The organism is Enterobacter sp. SECR19-1250, assembly GCF_013391025.1.
Taxonomy (GTDB): Bacteria; Pseudomonadota; Gammaproteobacteria; order Enterobacterales; family Enterobacteriaceae; genus Enterobacter; species Enterobacter cloacae.
The window spans coordinates 42,205-68,153 of record NZ_JACASJ010000005.1 but is presented as its reverse complement, the minus strand read 5'-3'; the positions used below and the strand labels follow the sequence as shown (position 1 = coordinate 68,153).

At 57.5% G+C, this 25,949-nt stretch carries 24 protein-coding genes; 18 read left to right on the top strand and 6 right to left on the bottom strand.

Going from position 1 to position 25,949, the window contains the following annotated elements:
- Positions 1-219: 219 nt before the first annotated feature.
- The 16 genes from HX884_RS02570 to HX884_RS02495 all read left to right on the top strand — a co-directional run bounded on the left by HX884_RS02570 (position 220) and on the right by HX884_RS02495 (position 18,588).
- Complete coding sequence (locus HX884_RS02570; RefSeq protein ID WP_178327607.1) at positions 220-792, top strand: spore coat protein U domain-containing protein; 573 nt, start codon at positions 220-222, stop codon at positions 790-792.
- A gap of 12 nt (positions 793-804) precedes the next feature.
- Complete coding sequence (locus tag HX884_RS02565) at positions 805-1,353, top strand: spore coat U domain-containing protein (protein WP_020687631.1); 549 nt, start codon at positions 805-807, stop codon at positions 1,351-1,353.
- A gap of 16 nt (positions 1,354-1,369) precedes the next feature.
- On the top strand, positions 1,370-2,131 hold the full coding sequence (locus HX884_RS02560; RefSeq protein WP_029882325.1) for a molecular chaperone: 762 nt from the start codon (positions 1,370-1,372) through the stop codon (positions 2,129-2,131).
- Entirely contained in the window at positions 2,107-4,491 is a 2,385-nt protein-coding gene (locus HX884_RS02555; RefSeq protein ID WP_178327606.1) for a fimbria/pilus outer membrane usher protein, read from the top strand. Before HX884_RS02560 ends, HX884_RS02555 begins: the two co-directional genes overlap by 25 nt.
- The gene (locus HX884_RS02550) at positions 4,488-5,450 is read left to right on the top strand and encodes a spore coat U domain-containing protein (RefSeq protein ID WP_038420939.1); all 963 of its coding nucleotides are present in this window, start codon (positions 4,488-4,490) and stop codon (positions 5,448-5,450) included. The genes HX884_RS02555 and HX884_RS02550 overlap by 4 nt, the downstream gene beginning before the upstream one ends.
- A gap of 85 nt (positions 5,451-5,535) precedes the next feature.
- Positions 5,536-7,203, top strand: a complete 1,668-nt coding sequence (tar, locus tag HX884_RS02545) for a methyl-accepting chemotaxis protein II (RefSeq protein ID WP_178327605.1) — start codon at positions 5,536-5,538, stop codon at positions 7,201-7,203.
- Positions 7,204-7,247: 44 nt separating this feature from the next.
- Positions 7,248-8,849 (top strand): methyl-accepting chemotaxis protein IV, encoded by a 1,602-nt coding sequence (gene tap / locus HX884_RS02540; RefSeq protein WP_102751966.1) that lies wholly within the window; start codon positions 7,248-7,250, stop codon positions 8,847-8,849.
- A 19-nt stretch (positions 8,850-8,868) separates the two neighbouring features.
- Positions 8,869-9,735 (top strand): protein-glutamate O-methyltransferase CheR, encoded by an 867-nt coding sequence (gene cheR / locus HX884_RS02535; RefSeq protein WP_008500429.1) that lies wholly within the window; start codon positions 8,869-8,871, stop codon positions 9,733-9,735.
- Positions 9,732-10,781, top strand: coding sequence for a chemotaxis response regulator protein-glutamate methylesterase (locus HX884_RS02530; protein WP_003859716.1), 1,050 nt, complete (start codon positions 9,732-9,734; stop codon positions 10,779-10,781). The genes cheR and HX884_RS02530 overlap by 4 nt, the downstream gene beginning before the upstream one ends.
- Positions 10,782-10,798: 17 nt before the next feature.
- Positions 10,799-11,188 carry a chemotaxis response regulator CheY gene (cheY, locus tag HX884_RS02525; protein WP_008500431.1) on the top strand — a complete coding sequence of 130 codons (390 nt, stop codon included), beginning with the start codon at positions 10,799-10,801 and terminating at the stop codon, positions 11,186-11,188.
- Positions 11,189-11,198: 10 nt separating this feature from the next.
- On the top strand, positions 11,199-11,843 hold the full coding sequence (cheZ, locus tag HX884_RS02520) for a protein phosphatase CheZ (protein WP_013096065.1): 645 nt from the start codon (positions 11,199-11,201) through the stop codon (positions 11,841-11,843).
- 145 nt (positions 11,844-11,988) lie between these two features.
- Positions 11,989-13,137 (top strand): flagellar biosynthesis protein FlhB, encoded by a 1,149-nt coding sequence (gene flhB, locus HX884_RS02515; protein WP_178327604.1) that lies wholly within the window; start codon positions 11,989-11,991, stop codon positions 13,135-13,137.
- Positions 13,130-15,208 (top strand): flagellar biosynthesis protein FlhA, encoded by a 2,079-nt coding sequence (gene flhA / locus HX884_RS02510; protein WP_020687642.1) that lies wholly within the window; start codon positions 13,130-13,132, stop codon positions 15,206-15,208. Before flhB ends, flhA begins: the two co-directional genes overlap by 8 nt.
- Entirely contained in the window at positions 15,208-15,600 is a 393-nt protein-coding gene (locus HX884_RS02505; RefSeq protein ID WP_013096068.1) for a flagellar protein FlhE, read from the top strand. Before flhA ends, HX884_RS02505 begins: the two co-directional genes overlap by 1 nt.
- A gap of 260 nt (positions 15,601-15,860) precedes the next feature.
- Positions 15,861-17,444 carry an MFS transporter gene (locus tag HX884_RS02500; protein WP_178327603.1) on the top strand — a complete coding sequence of 528 codons (1,584 nt, stop codon included), beginning with the start codon at positions 15,861-15,863 and terminating at the stop codon, positions 17,442-17,444.
- 4 nt (positions 17,445-17,448) lie between these two features.
- Positions 17,449-18,588 (top strand): glycoside hydrolase family 105 protein, encoded by a 1,140-nt coding sequence (locus tag HX884_RS02495; RefSeq protein WP_178327615.1) that lies wholly within the window; start codon positions 17,449-17,451, stop codon positions 18,586-18,588.
- A gap of 39 nt (positions 18,589-18,627) precedes the next feature.
- Here HX884_RS02495 and argS read toward each other — a convergent pair whose 3' ends face one another.
- Positions 18,628-20,361, bottom strand: a complete 1,734-nt coding sequence (argS, locus tag HX884_RS02490; RefSeq protein ID WP_029882318.1) for an arginine--tRNA ligase — start codon at positions 20,359-20,361, stop codon at positions 18,628-18,630.
- A gap of 238 nt (positions 20,362-20,599) precedes the next feature.
- On the opposite strand from argS, the gene HX884_RS02485 reads away from it, so the two are divergent.
- Both HX884_RS02485 and cutC read left to right on the top strand, forming a co-directional pair.
- The gene (locus tag HX884_RS02485) at positions 20,600-21,160 is read left to right on the top strand and encodes a VOC family protein (RefSeq protein WP_038419925.1); all 561 of its coding nucleotides are present in this window, start codon (positions 20,600-20,602) and stop codon (positions 21,158-21,160) included.
- A 78-nt stretch (positions 21,161-21,238) separates the two neighbouring features.
- The gene (cutC, locus tag HX884_RS02480; RefSeq protein ID WP_045292662.1) at positions 21,239-21,982 is read left to right on the top strand and encodes a copper homeostasis protein CutC; all 744 of its coding nucleotides are present in this window, start codon (positions 21,239-21,241) and stop codon (positions 21,980-21,982) included.
- Between the two features lie 262 nt (positions 21,983-22,244).
- Here the strand turns inward: cutC and cmoB are convergent, their stop codons facing one another.
- The 5 genes from cmoB to HX884_RS02455 are packed head-to-tail and all read right to left on the bottom strand — an operon-like array spanning position 22,245 to position 25,824.
- Positions 22,245-23,216, bottom strand: a complete 972-nt coding sequence (cmoB, locus tag HX884_RS02475) for a tRNA 5-methoxyuridine(34)/uridine 5-oxyacetic acid(34) synthase CmoB (RefSeq protein ID WP_095439701.1) — start codon at positions 23,214-23,216, stop codon at positions 22,245-22,247.
- Complete coding sequence (cmoA, locus tag HX884_RS02470) at positions 23,213-23,956, bottom strand: carboxy-S-adenosyl-L-methionine synthase CmoA (protein ID WP_013096076.1); 744 nt, start codon at positions 23,954-23,956, stop codon at positions 23,213-23,215. The genes cmoB and cmoA overlap by 4 nt, the downstream gene beginning before the upstream one ends.
- 40 nt (positions 23,957-23,996) lie before the next feature.
- A complete protein-coding gene (locus tag HX884_RS02465; RefSeq protein WP_013096077.1) occupies positions 23,997-24,392 on the bottom strand; it encodes an MAPEG family protein in 396 nt (131 codons plus the stop codon).
- A 50-nt stretch (positions 24,393-24,442) separates the two neighbouring features.
- The gene (locus HX884_RS02460) at positions 24,443-25,261 is read right to left on the bottom strand and encodes a DUF72 domain-containing protein (protein WP_178327602.1); all 819 of its coding nucleotides are present in this window, start codon (positions 25,259-25,261) and stop codon (positions 24,443-24,445) included.
- Positions 25,258-25,824: a hydrolase gene (locus tag HX884_RS02455; protein ID WP_178327601.1), complete on the bottom strand. Its 567-nt coding sequence runs from the start codon at positions 25,822-25,824 to the stop codon at positions 25,258-25,260. Before HX884_RS02455 ends, HX884_RS02460 begins: the two co-directional genes overlap by 4 nt.
- Positions 25,825-25,949 lie beyond the last annotated feature (125 nt).

Here is a 25,949-nt window from a genome sequence, read left to right as displayed (position 1 = left end):
AGGTAAATTCCGTTTATAAATCAATAACCCAATGTTTCTAAAATCATTTCTCTGTCAATCGGACAAGGGGGTGACTGACATGGCCGCCAGTGGTCGAAGCGATAACCATAAACTAAATTCTCAATAACCCCCTCGGAGGAACATTAAGCGGGGCTAACATCTTGAACGTTAAAACTAAATTGTTGTACGTGAACGGAGACGTCTTCTGGAGGGTGGTAAATGAAAAGAAAACGCCTTTTGACCTGCGCTGGCATTCTGTTAACCGCGACAACCGCCCATCAGGCGCTGGCGGTCACCAGTAGTGGCACTATCGGCGCGACGCTGACATTGACAAACGGGTGTCTGATTAATGGATCGCCCACCCAAAACGGCATTAACTTCGGGACACTGGATTTCGGGACCCATCCTGCAACCTTTTCCACCCTGACGACGCAGTTGACCGGTGCCAGCGGCGGAAACACCTTCACGATTCAATGTACAACCGCCAGCTACACGGTGGCGATAACCGGGAATACCAACTTCACTGCGCCGGGCACCGTCGTTGGCACGACGGGGACACCCGCCCGCTATCTGATCAACACCACCAACACGGCGCAGGGTGTGGCATACAGCCTGTATAGCGACAGCGGATTTAATAACGTTGTAGCGAATAACGCGGCATTGCCGATCGCGTCCACGGCCGGTGGGGTGGACAGTTACACCCTCTACGGGCGTATTACCGGCGGCGGAAACAGCGTTACGGTGGTACCGGGGACCTACACCGACACCATAAATGTCAGCGTAACCTATTAGCCCACTTAGCCCATGAAGACCGCTTTTTCAGGTCTGCGCCACTGCGCAGAGGGGATCGTGCATCTTTTTTTTACGCTGATCCTCGGGCTGGCGCTGGTGCCGGTCGCTATGGCCGTCACGTCGCAGTCATTTAAGGTCAGCGCGACCATTGTGCCGGGATGCGCGGTGAGCACCGGCAGTGGGGGGCTGTTGGGCACGCTGAACTTCGGTACCCATACCGGCGTGGAGAGTGCTCCGGTGAGCACCAGCTTCGTACCAAACGGGGCACTCTCGATCGCCTGTACGCCAGGCGTGGCGCTGAGTATGAGTATTAACGGCGGGCAGAATTACGCCTCCGTGCGGCGAATGACGCGCAACGGCGGGAACGACGTGGTGGGATACCGGCTTTACAGCAGCAGTTCACTTGCGGCGAACAGCGAAATAGGGGTCAACCAGGCGATTCCGGTGACCTATACCAACAGCAATAACATCGCGCTGCCGCTGTTTGGCGTGGCGCTATTGACCGGGTTCAGCCCGGCAGGAACCTATTCTGATCAACTTACCGTGACCTTGTCATGGTGATAAAGGGAGAGAGTCGATGACGGCATATTTCAGGCGCATATGTCTGGGAAGTTTGCTGGGGGTGATGGCTCTGGCGGCAGGCCAGGTGCAGGCCGCCGCGACCATTCTGTTATGGCCTATCGATCCGTGGCTGGCGGCTGACGCCAAAGCCACGGAGCTGTGGATCCAGAATCAAGGAAACAGCCCAACCACCATGCAGGTACGCATTGTGCGCTGGAAGCAGGAGGGCGGGTTCGAACGTTACAGTGCCCAGCAGGATGTGGTGGCCAGCCCGCCAATTGTCACCATCGCAGCGGGCAGCAAGCAGCTTATTCGTCTTATCAAACAGGGGACGGTTCCGGTGGGGGTCGAGCAGGCCTACCGCATTATTGTCGATGAAATTCCTCAGCCGGACAACAAAGCCGAACCGGCTATTGGCCTCAAACTGCAGATGCGTTATTCCATTCCCCTTTTTGTCTATGGGCAGGGGATCCCGACAAGCAAAGAGGGGGCGCACCATGCGTTTGTGGATACGCACAACCTCAGCTGGCGGGTAAAAAATGAGGGCGGACAGCCTCACCTGGAGGTTAACAACCGGGGAGATGTACACGTCAGGCTCAGTCAGGTTTCGCTGGTGCAGGGCGGGCAGAAACGTCCTGTTGCTGAGGGATTGCTGGGCTACGTGCTGGCGGGCAGTACCCGCAGCTGGGCCATCCCGGCCGGAATTCGGCAGCCAGACCAGATGCGCGCGCAGATTAACGCCAGGGATGAACAATGGCAGTCGACGCCCGTCAACTGAAACCGGCGATGATGATCCTGCTTTGCGTCACGACCAGCGCCTGGGCAGAACCCGGCGATGACAGTTTACCGCCGCCTCCCGAGGCCCGGGCGGTGAACGATGAGGCGGTTTTTCAGCTTGGCCTCATAGTGAACCACTACGATACCGGTCTGGTGGTGCCCGTGACGCAGCGTAAAGGCGCTTACTTTGTCTCGAGCGCCGATTTGCTGCGTGCCGGGCTGCCGCCGGAGCATGTGCCGACCGGCGAGGTGGATCTCTCATCGCTTGCTCAGGTTCGCGTGGAGTACGACAGCGCCGGACAGCGTCTGCTGCTCACCGTGCCCCGCGAATGGGTGGCCTCCCGGGTGACCTCCTTTGGCGGGCAAACCGCGCAAAGCAAACCTCACTTTGGGCGCGGGGCGCTGCTGAATTACGATCTTTATACTAACCACACGGAACACGTGGGCGGCCAGGCTTCTCTGTGGCATGAGTTCCGCTACTTCAATGAACGCGGCTCGCTCTCTTCTACCGGTTATGTGCGGAAAAATTTCGCTGGCGATGACGGCCAGCAGGCCGGATATGTGCGCTATGACACCACCCTGCTGGTCACCAACGAAGAGGACGCCACCACCTGGACGGCCGGGGATGTGATCAGCGATGCCCTGAGCTGGAGCTCCAGCGTGCGAATGGGTGGGATAAGCTACGGGCGTGACTTCTCCCTGCGCCCGGATCTGGTGACCTGGCCGCTGCCGGAATTCTCCGGGGAAGCAGCGGTTCCCACCTCGGTCGATCTCTTTATTAATGGCTATCGGTCTGGCTCTACGCAGCTTCAGCCGGGCCCCTTTACCCTTACGAATCTGCCCTATATTAACGGGGCCGGGGACGCGGTGCTGATCACCACCGATGCGCTGGGACGGCAGGTGAGCACTACGCTGCCGTTCTATGTCACCAGCGAACTGCTTAAACGCGGCTTGAGCGATGGGGCGGTGACGCTGGGAAGCCTGCGACGCAACTACGGGATCGACAATTTTGACTATGGTCCGGCGGCGGGCAGCGGTTCTTATCGCTACGGGGTAACGGACTGGCTGACCCTTGAAGGCCACGCGGAAGGGGCGGAGTCGCTGGCGCTGGGCGGGGCCGGGACGGTGGTGAAGCTCGGGCACTTTGGCGTTGTGAATACCGCGTATACCCAAAGCCGGATGCGCGGCGATGAGGGCGGGCAGATCGCCTGGGGCTATCAGTACAGCACCAGCGATTTTAGCCTTGCCACTCAACATACGCGACGCGATCGCGGTTTTGGCAACCTGGCCCTCTATGACCAGCCGACGATCTATGACGAAAACGACCGGCCTGTCGCCAGCTTCAGCCGCAATACCGATCAATATTCCCTGACCTTTAACCTTGGGCAGTACGGCAATATCGGGGCTGCCTGGATCGGTGTGGAGAGTTTTGACAGCCAGAAAACAGAACTGCTTAACCTCTCATGGAGCCGCAACCTGTGGGGCGCGAGCAGTCTTTACCTCGCCGCAAGCCGTGATCAGCAGCGGGGCGACTGGACGGTTGCACTCTCGCTACAGGTCCCGCTTGGGGAACGGGACAGCGCCGCAGTCACCTTCGAAAACACGCCGGAGGCAGGCAGCACGCAGCGCATCAACTACAACCACTCCATGCCTTCCGATGGCGGGTTAAGCTGGAACATGGCATGGGCGCATCAGTCGCGGGCGAACAATTATCAGCAGGGAACCTTGGGCTGGCGTAACAATAATATCGAAGTGCAGGGCGGGGCCTACGGTGAAAAGGACATGATGACCTGGTGGAGCGAGGCGCTGGGCTCCATTGTGCTGATGGACGGCGAGCTGTTTGCGGCGAATAAAATCAACGACGCCTTTGTGGTGATCAGCACCGATGGTCAACCGGATGTGCCCGTCAGCTACGAGAACCAGCCGGTCGGCAAAACGAATCGTAACGGCTATCTGCTGGTGAGTGGCGTATCGGCCTATTACCCGGCCAGTTACCGCATTGACACCCTTAATCTGCCTGCCGATACGCGTCTGAAAGAGACCGAACGCCGGATTGCGATCCGCCGCCACAGTGGTTATCTGGTGGACTTCCCGATGGAGCAGGAGCGGGTGGCAAGTGTCATTCTGCATGATGCCGAGGGACAGGCCATTCCGGTGGGCAGCCAGGTCAGACGTGCCTCACGCAGCAACGCGGTGGTGGGTTATGACGGGATCGCCTGGCTGGAAAATCTCAGCGACGTCAATTCGCTGGAGGTGATCACCCCGATGGGCAAACGGTGCCAGGTGACGCTGACCGTTGGCGCGAACCCGGAACACAGGCTGCAAACCTACGGGCCGCTGGTATGTCGGGAGGCACGGTGACGCGTTATCTGCTGGTGATTCTGCTGCTCTTCTCCGGTGCCAGCGGCGCGGCCTGCACCGTCAGTACGGTGAATGCGTCGTTTGGCAGCGTGACCTCGTTCGCGCTGAGCGGAACCGGGGAAGTGGAAACCACCGGTACGCTGGTGGTGGCCTGCGATACGGTCCTCAACCTGCTTACCAACGACTCGGTGGCGCTGACTTATACCTCGGCATCGATATTCGCCAACAGTCGCGCCACCCTGAAGCGCACGGACAATGCGGCTATTACCGATGTCATACCCACGCGCCTGTGCGCTGCCTCCGGCTGTGGCGGTAGCAGCGAAGTGCAGATCGGTAATGCCTATACCTGGAGCGGGAACACGCTGCTCGGGCTGCTGGGGTCGAAGCGCTACAACATTCCACTCTATTTCCGTACGGTGCCGGGGCAAAACGTCTCGGCCGGGCCGTATCAGGTGCTGCTGACATTCAGCATTAATTACAACGTCTGTGCCGTTGGCGCTGCCGGACTTTGCCTGACGCCGCAAACCGGCACGGCCACCACCACGATCCTTCTCAACATGACCGTCACTAACGATTGCAGCACCATGACCACCCCGGACGTGAATTTCAACAGCGCGCCGCTGGTACAAAGTTTTCCCACCGTCTCGCAGGCCATCGCCGTCACCTGCACCAAAGGCAGTACCTATACCATAGGGATTAACAATGGTGCCAATGCGCTGAACAACGTTCGTCGCATGGTGAGCGGCAGTAACTACATGAGTTACGACATCTATAAAGAAGCCACCACCAACCGCTGGGGCAGCAGCGGCACCGAACGCTGGACCAGTGCGACCTCGTCCCAGGTCAGTACCGACGGATTACTGCGTACCTACAATTACACCGCCAAAGTTCTGACCGGGCAGGCCACGCCCCCCGCCGGAACCTATACCGACACGCTGATTGTTGACGTGGCGTTCTAACCCCCGCGCTTTTCCCTTTCGCAAATGTAAAGTTCCAGTGGCCTGTGCCGATAACACCGTTAATAAACCTATGAGAAGGTGTTGTATGTTGAACCGTATCCGCGTTGTCACAATGCTCATGATGGTGCTGGTCATTTTCGCACTACTTCAGCTTATCTCCGGTGGGCTTTTTTTCTCGTCGTTAAAACAGAATCAGGACAGTTTCGCCGCCTCAAACGATCTGCGCCTGCAGCAGAGTGAACTCACGTCAACGTGGGATTTGATGCTGCAAACGCGTATCAACCTGAGCCGCTCCTCCGCCCGCATGATGATGGATCCCAATAACCAGCAGAGCAGCGCGAAAACCGATCTGCTGAAAAATGCCCGCGCAACCCTTGCGGATGCCGCAAAGCATTACGACGCCTTCAAGAAGATCGCCCCGCAGCCTGCCATGGAGCAGGTGAGCCAGAATATCGATGAAAAATATAACGCCTACTATGCCGGTCTGACGGAGCTTATCCAGTTCCTGGAGAGCGGCAACATGGACGCCTATTTCGCCCAGCCGACACAAGGAATGCAAAACGCGCTCGGCGCGGCGCTGAGTGAATACGCCAAAGCCAGCGCAGATCTCTACCACTCGGCCTTTACGGAAAGCCAGAATGATTACCGCTTTGCCAAATGGCAGATGGCGGTAATGGCGCTGGCGCTGGCCATTGTGCTGATCGCGGTATGGTACGGCATTCGCCATAGCCTGCTGAACCCACTGGGTCGCGTCATTGCCCATATCCGCGAGATTGCGAGCGGCGATTTGACCAAAACGTTGACCGTCTCCGGGCGTAACGAAATCACCGAACTGGCTAACAGCGTAGACCATATGCAGCGTTCGCTTATCGATACCGTTGCCAACGTGCGTAGCGGCACGGATGCCATCTATACCGGCACCAGCGAAATTGCGATGGGCAATAACGATCTCTCTTCCCGTACCGAACAACAGGCCTCCGCGCTGGAAGAGACCGCGGCCAGCATGGAACAGCTCACCGCCACCGTGAAGCAGAACGCGGATAAAGCGCGTCAGGCTTCTCAGCTGGCAGAAAGCGCGTCCGAAACGGCGCAGCGTGGCGGTCGGGTGGTGGATGGTGTGGTGAAAACCATGCATGAAATTGCAGACAGCTCGAAGAAAATCGCTGACATCATCAGCGTGATCGACGGCATTGCCTTCCAGACCAATATCCTGGCGCTGAACGCCGCCGTTGAGGCCGCGCGTGCGGGTGAACAGGGGCGCGGGTTTGCGGTGGTGGCCGGTGAAGTGCGTAATCTCGCCAGCCGCAGCGCTAACGCGGCGAAAGAGATTAAAGCCCTGATTGAAGACTCGGTTTCCCGCGTCGATACCGGCTCCGTGCTGGTGGAAAGCGCAGGGGAGACCATGAATGACATCGTGAATGCCGTTACCCGCGTAACGGACATCATGGGTGAAATCGCCTCTGCCTCTGATGAGCAGAGTCGTGGTATCGACCAGGTTGCCCTGGCGGTATCGGAAATGGATCGCGTGACACAGCAAAACGCCGCTCTGGTGCAGGAGTCCGCCGCGGCGGCGGCTGCGCTGGAAGACCAGGCGAGCCGTCTGAAGATGGCCGTCTCGGCGTTTCGTCTCGCTTCACTCGCTGGAAATACGGTCACCCCGCAAGCCACGTATCGTGCGCCAGCCGCTGAGCCGGCGGCCACGCGTACCCGCGCCGCGACGACCGGACATGATGAAAACTGGGAAACATTTTGACTGACATTTAAACCGCGGCTGCTTGCCGCTTGATGGGAGCGTGGATGTTAAATCGTATTCGTATCTCGACCACACTGTTTTTGATTCTGATCCTTTGCGGTGTGTTGCAGGTTGGCAGTAACGGGTTGTCTTTTTGGGCGTTTCGCGATGGCTATCAGAATTTGCAGGAAGTTGAGGCGAGTAATCAGCAGCGCTCCGCACTGGCACAAACGCGTGCCGTGCTGTTGCAGGCAAGCACTGCGCTGAACAAGGCGGGAACCTTAACCGCGCTGAGTTATCCGCCGGATGATATCAAGGCGCTGATGGCGACGGCGCGCAACAGCCTTAAGCAGGCCGACGCGCAGTTCAAAACGTTCACCGCGCAGGAGGACGTCAGCGAAAAAGGGAAAGCGCTGAAAGCTGCCATGAAGAAGAACTTTGAGCAGTGGCACAGCGATCTGGATCACCAGGCGACCTGGCTTGAGAACAACCAGCTCTCGGACTTTATGACCGCGCCGGTACAGGCCTCACAGGCGGCGTTTGATGACAGCTTTAACGCCTGGCAGCAGGACATTAACCAGTTTGTGCAGCGCGCAGGGGAGAGCAGCCGCATGAGCTACCACATGTCCGGCGTGATTTTTACCGTGGTGGTGATTCTGGCGGCACTGCTGACCGGTGCCGCGCTGCTCTGGTCGCGCAAGATGATTGTTCAGCCGCTGGCGATTATCAGCAGCCACTTCGACAGCATTGCGAAGGGGGATCTGGCGCGTCCGGTGGCGGTGTATGGCAAAAACGAAATTTCGGCGATCTTTGCCAGCCTGAAGGCGATGCAAGGATCGCTACGGGAAACGGTCTCCGATGTGCGCCAGGGCAGCTATGCCATGCACACCGGGATCTCAGAGATTGCGGCTGGCAATAACGATCTCTCTTCCCGCACCGAGCAACAGGCGGCCTCGCTGGCGCAAACGGCGGCCAGCATGGAACAGCTGACTGCGACGGTAAGCCAGAACGCCGACAACGCGCGCCAGGCGTCAGACCTGTCAAAACAGGCGGCGATGACGGCGAAGAAGGGGGGCGACCAGGCGTCTCATGTGGCCAGCACCATGCAGGATATTGCCGCCAGTTCGCAGAAAATTGGCGACATCATCAGCGTGATTGATGGCATTGCGTTCCAGACCAACATTCTGGCGCTGAACGCGGCTGTGGAAGCGGCGCGTGCGGGTGAGCAGGGGCGCGGGTTTGCGGTGGTGGCGGGTGAAGTCCGTAACCTGGCGAGCCGCAGCGCCAACGCGGCAAAAGAGATCAAAGGGCTGATTGAAGAGTCTGTCTCCCGCGTCCAGCAAGGCTCCGCGCTGGTGGATACGGCGGCGAAAACCATGCACGAGATTGTCACCTCCGTTACGCGGGTGAACGACATCATGGGCGAAATTGCCTCGGCGTCTGATGAGCAGCGTCGCGGGATTGAGCAGGTGGCCCAGGCGGTAAGCCAGATGGATCAGGTCACGCAGCAGAATGCCTCGTTAGTGGAGGAAGCGGCAGCGGCAACCGATCAGCTGGCCAGTCAGGCGGATCATCTCACCGGGCTGGTCGCGGTATTTAATGTCAAAGAGCACGTTGAAGCAGTAACAGAAGTCGGGCGGTCGCAGGCCGTGCCAGTTGTATCCTGAATGTAATTAAGAAGGCGCTATGACATCACCAATGCCTCCAGGGCAAACGTCATTATTGTTGCAGATGACACAGCGCCTCGCGCTGTCCGACGCGCATTTTCGTCGGATATGTCAGTTAATTTACCAGCGTGCGGGGATCGTGCTTGCTGACCATAAGCGAGACATGGTCTACAACCGTCTGGTGCGGCGCCTGCGTACGCTGGGGCTGGATGACTTTGGTCGCTACCTGAGCATGCTCGAAGCGAACCAGAACAGCGCCGAGTGGCAGGCTTTTATTAACTCTTTAACCACTAACCTGACGGCCTTTTTCCGCGAAGCTCACCACTTCCCGGTACTGGCAGAGCACGCCCGCCGTCGCACCGGGGAGTATCGCGTCTGGAGTGCGGCGGCCTCGACCGGGGAAGAGCCTTACTCGCTGGCGATCACCCTTGCCGATACCCTGGGAATGGCGCCGGGTCGCTGGAAAGTGTACGCCAGCGATATCGACACCGAAGTGCTGGAGAAGGCGCGTAACGGCGTCTATCGCCAGGATGAGCTGAAGACGTTGTCGCCTCAGCAGCTTCAGCGTTACTTCATGCGCGGTACCGGCCCGCATGAAGGGCTGGTGCGCGTGCGCCAGGAGCTGGCGAACTGCGTGGAGTTTGCACCGGTTAACCTGCTGGATAAGCAGTACAACGTGCCGGGGCCTTTCGACGCCATTTTTTGCCGTAACGTCATGATCTATTTTGATAAAACGACGCAACAGGACATTCTGCGTCGGTTTGTTCCGTTGCTCAAGCCTGACGGTTTACTGTTTGCCGGGCACTCGGAAAACTTCAGCAACCTCGTGCGTGAGTTTAGCCTGCGTGGGCAAACGGTATATGCGCTGAGTAAGGAAAAAGCATGAGTAAAATCAGGGTATTGTCTGTCGATGATTCGGCGCTGATGCGCCAGATCATGACTGAAATTATCAATAGCCACAGCGACATGGAGATGGTCGCTACCGCGCCGGATCCGCTGGTAGCGCGGGATTTAATTAAAAAATATAACCCCGACGTGCTGACGCTGGATGTCGAGATGCCGCGCATGGATGGCATTGATTTCCTGGAAAAGTTGATGCGTCTGCGTCCAATGCCGGTGGTGATGGTCTCATCGCTGACTGGCAAAGGCTCGGAAATTACGCTGCGCGCGCTGGAGCTGGGGGCGGTGGATTTCGTCACCAAACCCCAGCTTGGCATTCGTGAAGGCATGCTGGCCTACAGCGAAATGATCGCTGAGAAGATCCGCACCGCCTCGCGCGCGAAGCTCGCGGCCCATAAGCCAACGGCTGCCCCGGCAACCCTGAAGGCGGGTCCGTTACTCAGCTCGGAAAAACTGCTGGTGATTGGCGCATCAACCGGAGGAACAGAGGCAATTCGCCATGTACTCCAGCCATTGCCGCTTTCCAGTCCGGGTATTCTGATCACTCAACATATGCCGCCAGGCTTTACCCGCTCGTTCGCGGAGCGTCTGAACAAGCTGTGCCAGATCAGCGTGAAAGAGGCGGAAGATGGCGAGCGTGTGCTCCCGGGTCATGCTTACATCGCGCCGGGCGATAAGCATATGGAGCTGGCGCGCAGCGGCGCTAACTATCAAATCAAAATTCATGACGGGCCGCCGGTAAACCGGCACCGTCCGTCGGTGGATGTGCTGTTTCATTCGGTGGCGAAACATGCGGGACGCAACGCCGTTGGGGTGATCCTGACGGGGATGGGCAACGATGGTGCCGCCGGAATGCTTGCAATGCACCAGGCTGGCGCCTGGACGATTGCGCAGAATGAAGCAAGTTGTGTGGTGTTCGGCATGCCGCGCGAGGCCATCAATATGGGTGGCGTGAGCGAAGTGGTCGATCTTAGCCAGGTAAGCCAGCAGATGCTGGCGAAAATCAGTGCCGGACAGGCAATACGTATTTGACTCAGGAGTATTATTTTATGGCGGATAAAGAGCTTAAGTTTTTGGTTGTGGATGACTTTTCCACCATGCGTCGCATTGTGCGTAACCTGCTGAAAGAGTTGGGCTTCAACAACGTTGAAGAAGCAGAAGACGGCGTGGATGCGCTGAACAAACTGCAGGCGGGCGGGTTTGGTTTTGTTATCTCTGACTGGAACATGCCGAACATGGATGGTCTGGAACTGCTGAAAACCATCCGCGCGGATGCAGGCATGGCCTCTATGCCGGTGCTGATGGTGACCGCAGAAGCGAAAAAAGAGAACATCATTGCCGCTGCACAGGCGGGCGCAAGCGGCTATGTGGTGAAGCCATTCACCGCGGCGACCCTGGAAGAGAAGCTCGGTAAGATCTTCGAGAAACTCGGCATGTGAGGTGTTGGTTATGATGCAACCTGCTATGAAACCCGTTGAAGAACATTCGCCCAGCGATATCATTGCCCGCATTGGCAGCCTGACACGCATGCTGCGTGACAGCCTGCGTGAACTGGGGCTGGACCAGGCAATCGCAGAAGCGGCGGAAGCGATTCCTGACGCGCGTGACCGTCTGGACTACGTTGTGCAGATGACCGCGCAAGCGGCTGAACGTGCGCTGAACAGCGTTGAAGCGTCACAACCGCACCAGGATGCGATGGAAAAGGGCGCGAAAGCGCTAACCAAACGCTGGGATGAGTGGTTTGAGAATCCTATCGAGCTGGCGGATGCCCGCGAGCTGGTGACGGATACCCGTCAGTTCCTGGGCGATGTACCGGGCCACACCAGCTTCACCAACGCTCAGTTGCTGGACATCATGATGGCGCAGGATTTCCAGGACCTGACCGGTCAGGTGATCAAGCGCATGATGGATGTGATTCAGGAGATTGAACGTCAGCTGCTGATGGTGCTGCTGGAGAACATCCCGGAACCGGCTGCACGTCCGAAACGCGAGAACGAAAGCCTGCTCAATGGCCCACAGCTCGACGCCACCAAAGCGGGCGTTGTGGCAAGCCAGGATCAGGTAGACGACCTGCTGGACAGCCTCGGTTTCTGATACGCCTTTCCGCCTCAGGTGTGCATGCGCCTGAGGCGGTTAACGCAGAATCACCGAAAAGAGCCCGAATAAACGGGCTTTTCCCGCCATTGGATTTCCTCTGCGCTGGCATGATACCCGTGACGTAATGGGCTGAGCATGCACTGTGGCAGAAGAGAACGACGACCGAACAGAAGCCCCCACACCCCACCGACTTGAAAAAGCGCGTGAGGAAGGGCAGATCCCCCGATCCCGAGAGCTGACATCCCTGCTGATCCTTATTGTGGGTGTGTGCATCATCTGGTGGGGGGGGGAGTCGCTCGCCCGAAAACTGGCGGGGATGCTCTCTGCCGGATTGCGTTTCGACCACAGTATGGTCAACGACCCAAACCTTATCCTCAGCCAGATTATTCAGCTTATTAAAGGGGCCATGGTCGCACTGCTGCCCCTGATTACGGGGGTGGTGCTGGTCGCGCTGATCTCGCCGGTGATGCTTGGCGGTCTGGTCTTTAGCACCAAATCGCTGCAACCGAAATTTTCCAAACTGAACCCGCTGTCCGGCATCGCGAAAATGTTCTCCGCACAGACCGGGGCAGAACTGCTTAAAGCCATCCTCAAAGCGGCGTTAATGGGCAGTGCCGCGGGGTTTTACCTGTGGCACAACTGGCCGGAAATGATGCGGCTTATCAGCGAGTCGCCTCTGACCGCGATGAGCAATGCATTGAATCTGGTCGGACTCTGCGCGCTGCTGGTGGTCCTCAGCATTATTCCGATGGTGGGGTTCGACGTCATCTTCCAGCTGTACAGCCACTTCAAAAAACTGCGCATGTCCCGTCAGGATATCCGTGACGAATATAAGCAGATGGAAGGTGACCCGCACGTGAAAGGGCGTATCCGCCAGATGCAGCGCGCCGCCGCCCGTCGACGGATGATGGAAGATGTGCCGAAAGCCGACGTTATTGTCACCAACCCGACCCACTATTCCGTTGCGCTGCAGTACGACGAAAACAAAATGAGCGCGCCGAAAGTGGTGGCGAAGGGGGCGGGCTTAATCGCTCTGCGCATCCGCGAGATTGGCACGGAAAACCGGGTGCCAATACTGGAAGCGCCGCCGCTGGCGCGTGCGTTGTACCGCCACGCGGAAATTGGACAACAGATCCCAGGACAACTCTACGCCGCCGTGGCGGAAGTGCTGGCCTGGGTATGGCAGTTGAAACGCTGGCGTCTGGCTGGCGGTCAACGACCTGTCAAACCTGAGAACCTTCCGGTGCCTGCTGCGCTGGATTTTATGAACGAGAAGGACACTGATGGCTAATCTGGTGGCAATGTTGCGCCTGCCCGGCAACCTGAAATCGACCCAATGGCAAATCCTTGCCGGGCCGATCCTCATCCTGCTAATCCTGTCGATGATGGTTTTGCCGCTGCCGGCATTCATCCTCGACCTGCTTTTCACTTTCAACATTGCGTTGTCCATCATGGTGCTGCTGGTGGCGATGTTCACCCAGCGTACCCTTGAGTTTGCGGCGTTTCCGACCATCCTGCTGTTTACCACCCTGTTACGACTGGCGCTGAACGTGGCGTCCACGCGTATCATCCTGATGGAAGGCCACACCGGCGCGGCAGCAGCGGGCAAAGTGGTTGAGGCCTTTGGCCACTTCCTCGTGGGCGGTAACTTTGCCATCGGCATCGTGGTGTTTGTCATCCTCGTTATCATCAACTTTATGGTTATCACCAAAGGTGCAGGGCGTATTGCGGAAGTGGGTGCGCGCTTTGTGCTGGACGGGATGCCGGGTAAGCAGATGGCGATCGACGCCGACCTTAACGCCGGGCTTATCGCGGAAGATGAAGCGAAAAAACGCCGTGCGGAAGTGACCCAGGAAGCGGACTTCTACGGCTCAATGGACGGTGCGAGTAAGTTTGTGCGCGGTGACGCCATCGCGGGCATTCTCATCATGGTGATTAACGTGGTGGGTGGCCTGCTTGTTGGGGTACTGCAGCATGGCATGGGCATGGGCCAGGCGGCTGAAAGCTATACGCTGCTGACCATTGGTGATGGTCTGGTTGCCCAGATCCCGGCGCTGGTCATTTCTACCGCCGCGGGCGTTATTGTTACCCGCGTCAGTACCGATCAGGACGTTGGCGAGCAGATGGTTGGTCAGCTGTTCAGCAACCCGCGCGTCATGCTGCTGGCGGCGGCGGTGCTGGGTCTGCTCGGCCTGGTGCCGGGCATGCCGAACCTGGTTTTCCTGCTGTTCACGGCAGCACTGCTGGGCCTTGCCTGGTGGATGCGTGGCCGTGAAATGAAACCCGCGGCAGAACCTGTACCGGTAAAAATGCCGGAGAACACGCAGGCCGTGGAAGCCACCTGGAACGACGTTCAGCTGGAAGATTCGCTGGGGATGGAAGTGGGTTACCGTCTGATCCCGATGGTCGATTTCCAGCAGGATGGCGAACTGCTTGGCCGTATCCGCAGTATCCGGAAAAAATTCGCCCAGGATATGGGCTTCCTGCCGCCGGTTGTGCACATCCGCGACAACATGGATCTTCCGCCTGCCCGCTACCGTATTCTGATGAAAGGGGTTGAGATTGGCAGCGGTGATGCGTATCCAGGCCGCTGGCTGGCGATTAACCCGGGCACAGCCGCCGGTACGCTGCCGGGTGAACAGACCATCGATCCCGCGTTTGGTCTGGCCGCTATCTGGATTGAAAGCGCGCTCAAAGAGCAGGCACAAATTCAGGGGTATACCGTGGTGGAGGCCAGTACCGTGGTGGCTACCCATCTTAACCACCTGATTGGACAGTTCTCAGCAGAGCTGTTTGGCCGTCAGGAAGCACAGCAGTTACTCGACCGCGTGAGCCAGGAGATGCCGAAGCTGACGGAGGATCTGGTACCGGGCGTGCTGACGTTGACCACCCTGCATAAGGTGCTGCAAAACCTGCTTGATGAAAAAGTGCCGATCCGCGATATGCGCACCATTCTGGAAACCCTCGCCGAGCACGCGCCGCTGCAAAGCGATCCGCATGAGCTGACGGCGGTGGTGCGCGTGGCGCTGGGCCGCGCGATCACCCAGCAGTGGTTCCCGGGCACCGGCGAAGTGCAGGTGATTGGCCTGGATACGCCGCTGGAACGTCTGCTGTTGCAGGCCCTGCAGGGCGGTGGCGGGCTGGAGCCGGGTCTGGCTGACCGTCTGCTGGCGCAAACACAGGAGGCGCTGGCGCGTCAGGAGATGCTGGGGGCACCGCCGGTGCTGCTGGTGAACCATGCGCTGCGTCCGCTGCTGTCACGCTTCCTGCGTCGTAGCCTGAACCAGCTGGTGGTGCTGTCGAATCTGGAGCTGTCTGATAATCGCCATATTCGTATGACGGCGACGATTGGAGGTAAATAATGCGTAAGTGGTTAGGGCTATTACTCTTCCCGCTGGTGGCGCAGGCCGCGGGCGAAGGGAGCTGGCAGGCCAGCAGCATCGGCGTGACCCTCAGCAACCGTGGCGTGGCGATGTCGTCGCGCCCGCTGGCGCCTTCTGAACCGGTGTCCGGTCAGATGAGCCTGGTGGTGTGGAACTACTCGCTGATTGGCCCGACGCCTGCCGGGCTGCAGGTGCGTCTGTGCTCCCAGAGCCGTTGCACGGAAATTGACGGAGAGAGCGGCACTACCCAGGCGTTTAACGGCGTACCTGCTATAGAACCTTTACGCTTTATCTGGGAAGTGCCGGGCGGCGGGCGGTTGATCCCGGCGCTCAAGGTGCAGAGTAATTCCGTTATCGTTAACTACCGCTAGTTGCCTGCCTCAACGCCCGTTATCAGTGATTATGATAGCGGGCTCGCAAAAATGACCTCGCCTTTTGAAGTAATAGAAACGCTGTTTTATAAATCAGTGATGCACGTAATGACACTCTTTGCATTTTTGCCAGCCTTTGCGGTGTGATGGCAGAAACAGAAAGGTTTCCACAGTGCGTTAATTCTACTGTAGCCGTGTAAAAACTCCCGGACGAGGTTTGCTTACAGGGGGTCTCCTAAAACTGATTAGGGTTGACGGCAATGAAAACACGAAAAATTGGACTCGCAAACTATCTTGCATACGGGGCAGGGGATTTCCTCGGCGCGGGAACGACCGCGCTGACGGCGGCCTGGCTTTTGTATTTTTATACGACCTTCTGTGGACTCACACCGATTGAAGCGACCTTTATTTTTGCTGCTGCAAGGGTGCTGGACGCGGTGGTCAGCCCGCTGATGGGCTTTTTAACCGATAACTTTGGCACCACCTGGCTGGGCAAACGCTTTGGCCGCCGCAAATTCTTTATTCTGCTCGGCATTCCCTGCGTCTTCAGCTACTCCCTGATGTGGGTTGGGGAGATGAATTTCTGGTACTACCTGCTGACCTATCTGGTCTTCGATATCGTCTACACCATGATTCTGGTGCCGTATGAAACGCTGGTCCCGGAGATGACCGATGACTTTAAACAGAAAACGAAATTCTCCGGTACGCGTATTTCGATGGCGCAGATGTCCGCTATCCTGGCTTCGTTCCTGCCGGGGATCCTGCTGACCCACTTTGGTAAAGACAACGCGATTTCATTCTTCTACGCAAGCCTGGTCTTCTCCGTGCTGTGCGCGCTGATGCTGACCTTTGTCTGGTTCTTCACCTGGGAGCGCCCGCGCGAGGAGTGGTCCGAAGCGGCCCTGCGCGCGGAAGAAGAGAAGAAAAAACTGACCCTGGGCCAGAGCCTGAATCGCCTGTTTGTGGAGTTAAGCTCGACGCTGCGCATCAAGATTTTCCGTCAGCACCTGGGCATGTACCTCGGCGGCTACATTGCGCAGGACGTCTTCAACGCCGTCTTTACCTATTACGTGGTGTTTGTGCTGATGCAGGAGGCGTCAATGGCATCGAACCTGCTGGGCACGATGGCCATCTTCCAGTTCCTTGCCGTGATTGGGATGATCCCGCTGTGTATTCGCTTTGGGCCTGCGCCGTCTTACCGCATGGTGGTGGTGCTGTTTGGCCTGGCCTCTCTCTCTTACGCCGTGCTGTATTATGCCGGGCTGAGCGACGTTTACGCTCTGCTGTTGCTAATCTCCGCGGTTGCCGGTCTTGGTCGCGGCGGTATCAACTATGTGCCGTGGAACACCTATACCTACATTGCTGACGTGGACGAAGTGATCACCGGCCAGCGTCGTGAGGGCATCTTCGCCGGTATCATGACATTGACCCGAAAAGCGTCTCAGGCCGGTGCGGTAATGCTGGTGGGCATCGTGATGCAGATGTCCGGCTTTGTCAGCGGTCAGAAAACCCAGCCTGCTGAAGTCAGCCACACCATTCTGCTGATTTTGAGCGTGGGAACCCTTCTGGTGCTGTTCTGCGGTTTCCTGGTTTCCCTGCGCTTCAGGCTCAATCTACAAACCCACAGCACGCTGCGCGAAGAGACCGCGAAAATGCGCGAATCGGGCCGCGCCATGCCTGAAGCGGCCAGCCCGCACGCCCGCGCCACCGTGGAAATGCTGGCCGGTATGCCGTTCGAATCCTTGTGGGGGAATAACAACATTGGTTATCTCAATCGCAATAAACCAGCGGCCCCTTCGCTGAAGGGACGTGCGGTACTGAATTCGACATACAACAGAGGTTAAGATGATGAAAGTTTGGCCTGTCAAACATAGCCCCTTGCTGCGTCAGCCAGAGCGTTTTATCGCCAGGGACGAGCTGAAATCGCTGATTCAGAAGGTGACGCATAACCTGGTCAATATCCACGACAAAACGGGTGAATTTTTGCTGCGGCTGGACGACGGGCGCGTCATAGATACCAAAGGCTGGGCAGAGTGGGAGTGGACGCACGGCGTCGGGTTGTACGGTATCTGGCAGTACTACTGCCAGACCGGCGACGACGGGATGCGCGACATTATCGACAGCTGGTTTGCGGACCGTTTTGCGGAAGGGGCAACCACCAAAAACGTAAATACCATGTCGCCGTTCCTGACGCTGGCGTACCGCTACGAAGAGACCCGAAATCCGGCCTGGCTGCCGTGGCTGGAGAGCTGGGCGGAGTGGGCGATGCATGAGATGCCGCGTACCGAACACGGCGGCATGCAGCACATTACCCTGGCGGAAGAGAACGCGCAGCAGATGTGGGATGACACGCTGATGATGACGGTCCTGCCGCTGGCCAAAATTGGCAAGCTGCTGAACAAACCGGAATACGTTGAGGAGGCCGTGTACCAGTTCCTGCTGCACGTGCAGAACCTGATGGACCGGGAGACCGGGCTGTGGTTCCACGGCTGGAACTATGACGGCAACCATAACTTTGCCCATGCCCGCTGGGCGCGTGGCAACAGCTGGCTCACCATTGTGATCCCGGACTTCCTCGAACTGGTCGATCTGCCGGAAAACAACGCCGTGCGCCGTTATCTGACGCAGGTGCTCAATGCGCAGATTGCCGCGCTGGCGACATGTCAGGACGACAGTGGCCTGTGGCATACGCTGCTCGACGACCCAGACTCATACCTGGAGGCGTCGGCCACGGCAGGTTTTGCCTACGGTATTCTTAAGGCCGTGCGTAAACGCTATGTGGCGGCGGAATACGCTGATGTCGCGGAGAAAGCCATCAGAGGGATTGTGAAAAACATCTCGCCGGAAGGGGAACTGCTGCAAACGTCGTTCGGAACCGGGATGGGGAGCGATCTGGAGTTTTACCGCCAGATCCCGCTGACGTCGATGCCGTACGGTCAGGCAATGGCAATCTTCTGTTTGACGGAGTATTTGCGGAAGTACTTCTGATCATAAAAAAAACCGGCGATGATAGCCGGGTTTTTTGTATTACATACGTTCTACGGTTTCGATACCCAGGGTATCCAGACCCAGCTTCAGGGTCTTCGCCGTCAGCTGCGCCAGCTTCAGGCGGCTGTTGCGGACCGATTCATTTTCCGCAGACAGAATAGGGCAGTGCTCGTAGAAGCCGGAGAACAGACCGGCCAGATCGTACAGGTAAGCACACATCACATGCGGCGTACCGTCGCGTGCAACCACGGACAGCGTCTCTTCAAACTGCAGCAGACGGGCCGCCAGCTGGGCTTCACGATCTTCGGTAATGGTGACGGTCGCATTCGCCAGCACGCTTTCATCGATATTCGCTTTACGGAACACCGAGAGCACGCGGGTGTAGGCATACTGCATGTACGGCGCGGTGTTACCTTCAAACGCCAGCATGTTGTCCCAGTCGAAGATATAGTCGGTGGTACGGTTCTTGGAGAGATCCGCGTATTTCACCGCACCGATACCCACGGCGTTCGCCAGTTTTTCCAGCTCCTCGGCCGGCATATCCGGGTTCTTCTCTGCCACCAGGCGACGGGCGCGTTCCAGCGCTTCATCCAGCAGGTCGGACAGCTTCACCGTACCGCCCGCACGGGTTTTGAACGGCTTGCCGTCTTTACCCAGCATCATGCCGAACATGTGGTGTTCCAGCGGTACGCAATCGGGAACATAACCGGCTTTACGCACGATAGTCCACGCCTGCATCAGGTGCTGGTGCTGACGGGAGTCGATGTAGTAGAGCACGCGGTCAGCATGCAGCGTTTCGTAACGGTACTTCGCACAGGCGATATCGGTGGTGGTGTAGAGGTAGCCGCCATCCTTTTTCTGGATGATCACGCCCATCGGTTCGCCTTCCTTGTTTTTGTACTCATCAAGGAATACGACCGTTGCGCCTTCGCTCTCAACCGCCAGATGTTTGGCCTTCAGGTCAGCCACAATGCCCGGCAGCATTGGGTTATAGAGGCTTTCACCCATCACGTCGTCGCGGGTCAGGGTGACGTTCAGACGGTTATAGGTGAGCTGGTTCTGGGACATGGTGATGTCCACCAGCTTGCGCCACATCTCCAGGAAGTACGGGTCGCCGCCCTGCAGTTTCACCACATAGCTACGCGCGCGCTCGGCGAAGGCTTCATCTTCGTCGTAGTGTTTTTTGGCTTCACGGTAGAACCCTTCCAGGTCCGCCAGCGCCATTTCACCCGCGTTTTCCTGCTGCTGTTTTTCCAGGTAAGCAATCAGCATACCGAACTGGGTACCCCAGTCGCCAACGTGGTTCGCGCGGATCACCTTGTGACCGAGGAACTCAAGGGTGCGTACTGCCGCGTCACCGATGATGGTGGAGCGCAGGTGGCCAACGTGCATCTCTTTCGCGACGTTTGGCGCGGAGTAGTCAATCACCACGGTCTGTGGCTCTGGCTGGGTTACGCCCAGACGGTCAGATTTCAGCGCTGCGTCAACGTGGCTTGCCAGGAAGGCCGGCTCAAGGAAAATGTTGATAAAGCCCGGGCCCGCGATTTCGGTTTTGCTGGCAATGCCGGTGAGATCCAGATGAGTCAGCACCTGCTCAGCCAGTTGTCGCGGCGGCATGCCCAGTTTTTTAGCCACTGCCATCACGCCATTAGCCTGATAGTCGCCAAACTGTACTTTCGCTGACTGACGAACCTGCGGTTCGCAATCCGCAGGCGCACCTGCGGCAATCAGTGCCTGACTGACTTTTTCTGAGAGAAGAGCCTGAATATTCACCTGGATACCTTACGTTTTTGATGCGGGCTGACTGCCACCCGCGCCAGTTAAAGAATGAGGGCGGGAGTATACTGCAAATGCCTTCTGGCGTCAGCATTGCGGGGGGCGAAGATTGCGCAGAATCCAGGCTAAGAAAGCATGCATAATCATGCAGTGATAAAAAGCGTCATTCCGCGGTTGGTCAAAAGGGGGCAACAGAGTAAATTAGCGGCTTTGCGACACGATAAGAGACTGATTTATGGCGAACTGGCAATCCATTGACGAACTGCATGATATTTCCGCAGATTTACCGCGCTTTACCCAGGCGTTCACAGAACTTGCCACACGTCTTGGTCTGGACATTGCGCCGCTTGAGGCCGATCACATCTCCTTGCGCTGTCATCAGAACGCCACAGCCGAGCGCTGGCGTCGCGGGTTTGAACAGTGCGGGGAACTGCTCTCTGAGAACATCATCAACGGCCGTCCTATCTGTCTGTTTAAACTGCATGAGCCGGTCTGCGTAGCGCACTGGCAGTTTAGCGTTGTTGAACTGCCGTGGCCGGGAGAAAAACGTTACCCGCATGAAGGCTGGGAGCACATCGAAATCGTGCTGCCAGGCGAGCCCGAAACGCTGAATGCGCGCGCGCTGGCGCTGCTGTCTGATGAGGGGTTGAGCAAGCCGGGTATCTTTGTGAAAACGAGTTCACCAAAAGGCGAGCGCGAGCGTTTACCAAACCCGACGCTGGCCGTGACTGACGGACAGGTGACGGTGAAGTTCCATCCCTGGACGATAGAACAGATTGTTGCCAGCGAAGAGTAAGCGTTGTGACGACACGCGAAGACCGACCGGGAGCGGCGTGTCATGATGGTGCATTACGCGGAATTTAAGGAGGAGTGGATGGCGCGGCTGGAGATTTGCTGTTACAGCGTGGAGTGTGCCGTGATGGCGCAACGGCGGGGGGCAGACCGCATTGAACTGTGCGCGGCACCGAAAGAAGGGGGGTTAACGCCCTCGTACGGTGTGTTGAAGTCTGCCCGTCAGGCTGTCACCGTTCCGGTACACCCTATCATTCGTCCTCGGGGCGGTGATTTTTGTTACTCGGCAGGCGAGTTCAGTGCCATGCTTGACGATATCGCCCTTGTTCGCGATCTGGGTTTCCCGGGGCTGGTGACGGGGCTGCTCGATGAAGAAGGCAACGTCGATGTACCGCGTATGCGCCAGATAATGGCGGCCGCGAAGGGGATGGCGGTAACATTTCATCGCGCGTTCGATATGTGTAAAAACCCATTGCAAGCCTTTGATACCCTTGCGGAACTTGGCGTGGCGCGTGTGCTGACATCGGGCCAGCAGTCGTCGGCTGAAAAAGGACTGCAATTAATTACGGAACTAAAAGCACATTCCGGAGTTCCAATAATAATGGCGGGTGCGGGAGTCCGTGCCAGCAATCTGGAACTGTTTTTAAACGCCGGGGTGGAAGAGCTTCACAGCTCTGCCGGGAAATGGATACCGTCGCCCATGCGTTATCGCAATACAGGGTTGTCTATGTCGACGGATGCTGAAGCGGATGAGTACTCACGCTACGGTGTAGATGGAGAGTCGGTTGCGGAAATGAAATCGCTGATTGAACGTCATCACGTGTAGCAACGTACCGATTTTTACCGCGCATCATGTCGCCCAATATGATGCTTGCTTGTACCAGGCCCCTGCCAATTACACAGGGGCCTTTTTTTCTCCTTCATATTTCAAGCCGCAGCTGCGTTGGCTGCCTCGCTCCCCCCAGTCACTTACTGATGTAAGCTCCTGGGGATTCGCTGCGTTGCCGCCTTGCTGCAACTTGAAATATTTTGGAGAAAACCTGCGATGACCAGGCCGGGTAAGGCGCAGCCGCCACCCGGCTAAAAGGCTACGGCTTCGTGGCAATCAACACCGCACGCATTGGCGCCGGATAGCCTTCAACGGTTTTGCTGTGGTCGGTTGGGTCAAGGAACTGCTCCAGCGATTCGGTCACCATCCACTCCGTGCGGCGTTGCTCCTCGATGGAGGTCACGCAGACGTCGGCGATGCGCACATCCACAAATCCGCACTTCTCCAGCCAGTTTTTCAGCGCCAGCGCGGAAGGAATGAAGTAGACGTTGCGCATTTGCGCGTAACGATCGCCGGGAACCAGAACGGTATTTTCATCGCCTTCGACCACCAGCGTTTCCAGCACCAGTTCGCCGCCGCTGACCAGCTGATCTTTCAGCTGCCATAAATGCTCCAGCGGGGAACGGCGGTGGTAAAGCACGCCCATGGAGAAGACGGTATCAAACGCTTTCAGCGCGGGCAGTTGCTCAATGCCCAGCGGCAGCAAATGCGCGCGCTGGTCGTTACCCAGCAGCTTACGCACGGCTTCGAACTGGCACAGGAACAACTGCATCGGGTCGATGCCAACGGCTAAATGCGCGCCCGCGCCAATCATGCGCCACATGTGGTAACCGCTACCGCAGCCGACGTCCAGAATGGTACGCCCGGTCAGGTCGGAGAGGTGCGGCAGCACGCGATCCCATTTCCAGTCGGAGCGCCATTCAGTATTGATATTCACCCCGTAGAGCGAAAACGGTCCTTTGCGCCACGGCATCAGGTTACGCATCAGCGTTTCGATGCGATTAATCTGCCCGGCGGGCAGCGGCTCTGCGCTTTCGGCCGTGACGCTGTGCAGCAGATCCAGACGGTGAGGCGTCAGCTCCGGCAGAAACTCCACCGCATTTGACCACTGCTTCAACAGCCCATGCTGCTGATCGCGCTGCCAGTTGGCAATCTGCGCAGGCAGGGTCTCCAGCCAGTGGGAGAGATGGTTTTTTGCAATCAGCTGATAGAAGTTACCGAACTCAATCATGCCGCATCCTCAGCTTTCAGCGCCACCAGGGAGCCAAAGTTAAAGCACTGGAACCACAGTTCGCTGTGCTCAAAGCCTGCCTGGCGCAGACGCGCTTTATGAGTTTCCACGGAGTCCGTCAGCATCACGTTTTCCAGCATGCTGCGTTTCTGGCTAATCTCCAGCTCGCTGTAGCCGTTTGCACGTTTGAAATCGTGGTGCATGTTGAACAGCAGTTCGCCGACGGTCGCGTCTTCAAAGCTGAATTTCTCAGACAGCACCAGCGCGCCACCGGGGTTAAGGCCCTGATAAATTTTGTCCAGCAGCCGCTGGCGGTCATCGGGCACCAGGAACTGCAGGGTAAAATTCAGCACGACCATCGAGGCGTTGTGGATTTCGATGTCACGAATGTCGCCTTCAACGACCTCGACCGGAGTTGCCGCTTTCCAGGCATCAATATGGCGACGGCAGCGTTCAACCATCGCTGGGGAGTTATCGACGGCAATGATTTTACAGCCTTCGTGATGAACGTTACGACGTACCGACAACGTTGCCGCGCCGAGCGAGCAGCCCAGGTCATACACCTGCGTGCCGGGTTGAACGAAGCGCTCAGCCAGCATGCCGATCATGGAGATAATATTGGAATAACCGGGAACAGAGCGCTGGATCATATCCGGGAAGACTTCGGCTACTCGTTCATCGAAGGTCCAGTCGCCCAGGCTGGCGATAGGCGCGGAAAAAAGCGTGTCGCGATCTGACATAACGTAAAAATCCGGGAAAAATAAAGTGGCGTATTGTGCGCTAACGGAAGGAGAAAACCAACTCCCACGGCATATACCAAAGGTTAGCCAGCACCATCAGCAAAAGCGAACACCATGTCGCGCTCATGCCGGAACGACGCCAGCGGAATAAGCGGTGGTGAAAGCCGTAATAATGCATTAACCGACCCGCAATCAGCAGCAGGCCACAAATGTGTACCATCCAGGTTTCGGCGCCATTCATCTCCATAAACAGCAGCAAAATGAGTGCCACTGGAATGTACTCAACCGCGTTGCCGTGGATACGGATAGCGCTTTGCAGTTCGGAAAACCCCCCGTCGCCGTATGAGACGCGGTACTGCATTCTGAGTCGCACAACATCAAATGAAAATTTAATCAGCAGTAATGCACCTAGCACCGCATACAACGCGCTGACCATACAAACTCCCTGTGTTTTGGCAGATGGCGTCTCTATGATATGGCGTGATCTCAGAAAAGAGAAGATTGTTGTGGGATGGACGGCGCGCTGCCGAGCGACGGAACCGCGGTTTGCAGGGCCTGCCAGAGCGTATCGACCAGTTCGGGGGCCTGGGCGATATCCGGCGTATGTAAAAAAAGATACGGCGTGGTGGTCTGTTCCCATTTCGCTAACGTGTGCAGCCAGACGGCGAACATCTCCTGATTTTGCTGCATATTGTCGCTGCCGATAAACCGGACCATCGGATTGTGCGCGGTTACGATGGCGTGGACCGGGACTTTGGGCTTCTTGCGCTGGGCATCAATAATGGCTTCGTTATGCGCAATTGCGCTGTGAACAGGACGACTGTCAAGGATGACGCGGTTGACTGAGCGCTCATGCAATCCCCGGTTGAGTGCTTTCTCCACTTCGCCTTTGGCAAAAAATTCAGGATGTCTCACTTCCACGCCGTAGGTAAAGTCCCGGGGCAGGCCATCAAGGAATTGCCAGAGCGCGGGCAGATCGCGCGGACCAAAGGTGGCGGGAAGCTGCAGCCAGTACTGGCCGATACGGTTTGCCAGTGGCGACATTCGGCCAAAAAACTCTTCGGTTAAATCACCGCAGTTACGCAGGGCGGCGTTATGGGAGATGGTTGCCGGAAATTTAAAGCAGAAGCGGAAATCATCCGTGGTTTGATCCCGCCAGCGCTCGACAATCTCTGCCCGGGGAAGGGCATACAGCGTGGTGTTGCCCTCCACGCAGTTAAAGTGCCGGGCGTACTCTTCAAGGCTGGTTATGCCAAGGCGCACCCATTTCGGGTGCGACCACTGGGGCAGGCCCACATACATCATAACGCGCTTAAAATCTCATCCGTGCTGCGCACGCGACCGATGCGCGGGAAAATATGGGTCATGCTGCCCTGGTGTTGTTCCGCAGAAGCCGCGCTACATGCGTCTTCGGCAATCACCAGGTTAAAGCCCAACTCCCAGGCGTTACGGGCGGTGGATTCCACGCCAATGTTGGTGGAGATCCCGCACAGGATAATGGTGTCGATACCGCGGCGGCGCAACTGTAGCTCCAGGTCGGTGCCGTAGAAGGCGCCCCACTGGCGTTTGGTCACTTCGATATCGCTGTCGCGTTTGCCGAGCGAGACCGGATACGTCCACCAGTTTTCCGGCAGAGCGTGCGCGGGTGCCTGGGCATCAACCGGCTGTTTTAACGCTTCGGCAAAATCGGCCGACCAGCCAACGCGCACCATGACAACCGGTGCGCCGCTGGCGCGGCATTTTTCCGCCAGACGGGAGGCACGGCTGACGACATCATCAGCGGTGTGCGGGCCACCGGCAAAGGGAAGGATCCCTTCCTGTAGATCAATCACCACCAGGGCGGTTTTGCGGGCATCAAGTGTCAGCATGGTAACTCCAGTTAAATGAATCGCTTCCGTTACACCTTACGACGTTATGGCCTGTTATCGGTCGGATAATTTTGTTAATTTTTGTGAGAATGCGCAATAAGAGCGCAGCAAACGTGCGTCTGGCC

Coding starts and splice junctions, on each gene's coding strand:
- HX884_RS02570 (WP_178327607.1), top strand. CDS start 220: ATGAAAAGAAAACGCCTTTTGACCTGCGCTGGCATTCTGTTAACCGCG.
- HX884_RS02565 (WP_020687631.1), top strand. CDS start 805: ATGAAGACCGCTTTTTCAGGTCTGCGCCACTGCGCAGAGGGGATCGTG.
- HX884_RS02560 (WP_029882325.1), top strand. CDS start 1,370: ATGACGGCATATTTCAGGCGCATATGTCTGGGAAGTTTGCTGGGGGTG.
- HX884_RS02555 (WP_178327606.1), top strand. CDS start 2,107: ATGGCAGTCGACGCCCGTCAACTGAAACCGGCGATGATGATCCTGCTT.
- tar (WP_178327605.1), top strand. CDS start 5,536: ATGTTGAACCGTATCCGCGTTGTCACAATGCTCATGATGGTGCTGGTC.
- tap (WP_102751966.1), top strand. CDS start 7,248: ATGTTAAATCGTATTCGTATCTCGACCACACTGTTTTTGATTCTGATC.
- cheR (WP_008500429.1), top strand. CDS start 8,869: ATGACATCACCAATGCCTCCAGGGCAAACGTCATTATTGTTGCAGATG.
- HX884_RS02530 (WP_003859716.1), top strand. CDS start 9,732: ATGAGTAAAATCAGGGTATTGTCTGTCGATGATTCGGCGCTGATGCGC.
- cheY (WP_008500431.1), top strand. CDS start 10,799: ATGGCGGATAAAGAGCTTAAGTTTTTGGTTGTGGATGACTTTTCCACC.
- cheZ (WP_013096065.1), top strand. CDS start 11,199: ATGATGCAACCTGCTATGAAACCCGTTGAAGAACATTCGCCCAGCGAT.
- flhA (WP_020687642.1), top strand. CDS start 13,130: ATGGCTAATCTGGTGGCAATGTTGCGCCTGCCCGGCAACCTGAAATCG.
- HX884_RS02505 (WP_013096068.1), top strand. CDS start 15,208: ATGCGTAAGTGGTTAGGGCTATTACTCTTCCCGCTGGTGGCGCAGGCC.
- HX884_RS02500 (WP_178327603.1), top strand. CDS start 15,861: ATGAAAACACGAAAAATTGGACTCGCAAACTATCTTGCATACGGGGCA.
- HX884_RS02495 (WP_178327615.1), top strand. CDS start 17,449: ATGAAAGTTTGGCCTGTCAAACATAGCCCCTTGCTGCGTCAGCCAGAG.
- HX884_RS02485 (WP_038419925.1), top strand. CDS start 20,600: ATGGCGAACTGGCAATCCATTGACGAACTGCATGATATTTCCGCAGAT.
- cutC (WP_045292662.1), top strand. CDS start 21,239: ATGGCGCGGCTGGAGATTTGCTGTTACAGCGTGGAGTGTGCCGTGATG.
- cmoB (WP_095439701.1), bottom strand. CDS start 23,216: ATGATTGAGTTCGGTAACTTCTATCAGCTGATTGCAAAAAACCATCTC.
- cmoA (WP_013096076.1), bottom strand. CDS start 23,956: ATGTCAGATCGCGACACGCTTTTTTCCGCGCCTATCGCCAGCCTGGGC.
- HX884_RS02465 (WP_013096077.1), bottom strand. CDS start 24,392: ATGGTCAGCGCGTTGTATGCGGTGCTAGGTGCATTACTGCTGATTAAA.
- HX884_RS02460 (WP_178327602.1), bottom strand. CDS start 25,261: ATGATGTATGTGGGCCTGCCCCAGTGGTCGCACCCGAAATGGGTGCGC.
- HX884_RS02455 (WP_178327601.1), bottom strand. CDS start 25,824: ATGCTGACACTTGATGCCCGCAAAACCGCCCTGGTGGTGATTGATCTA.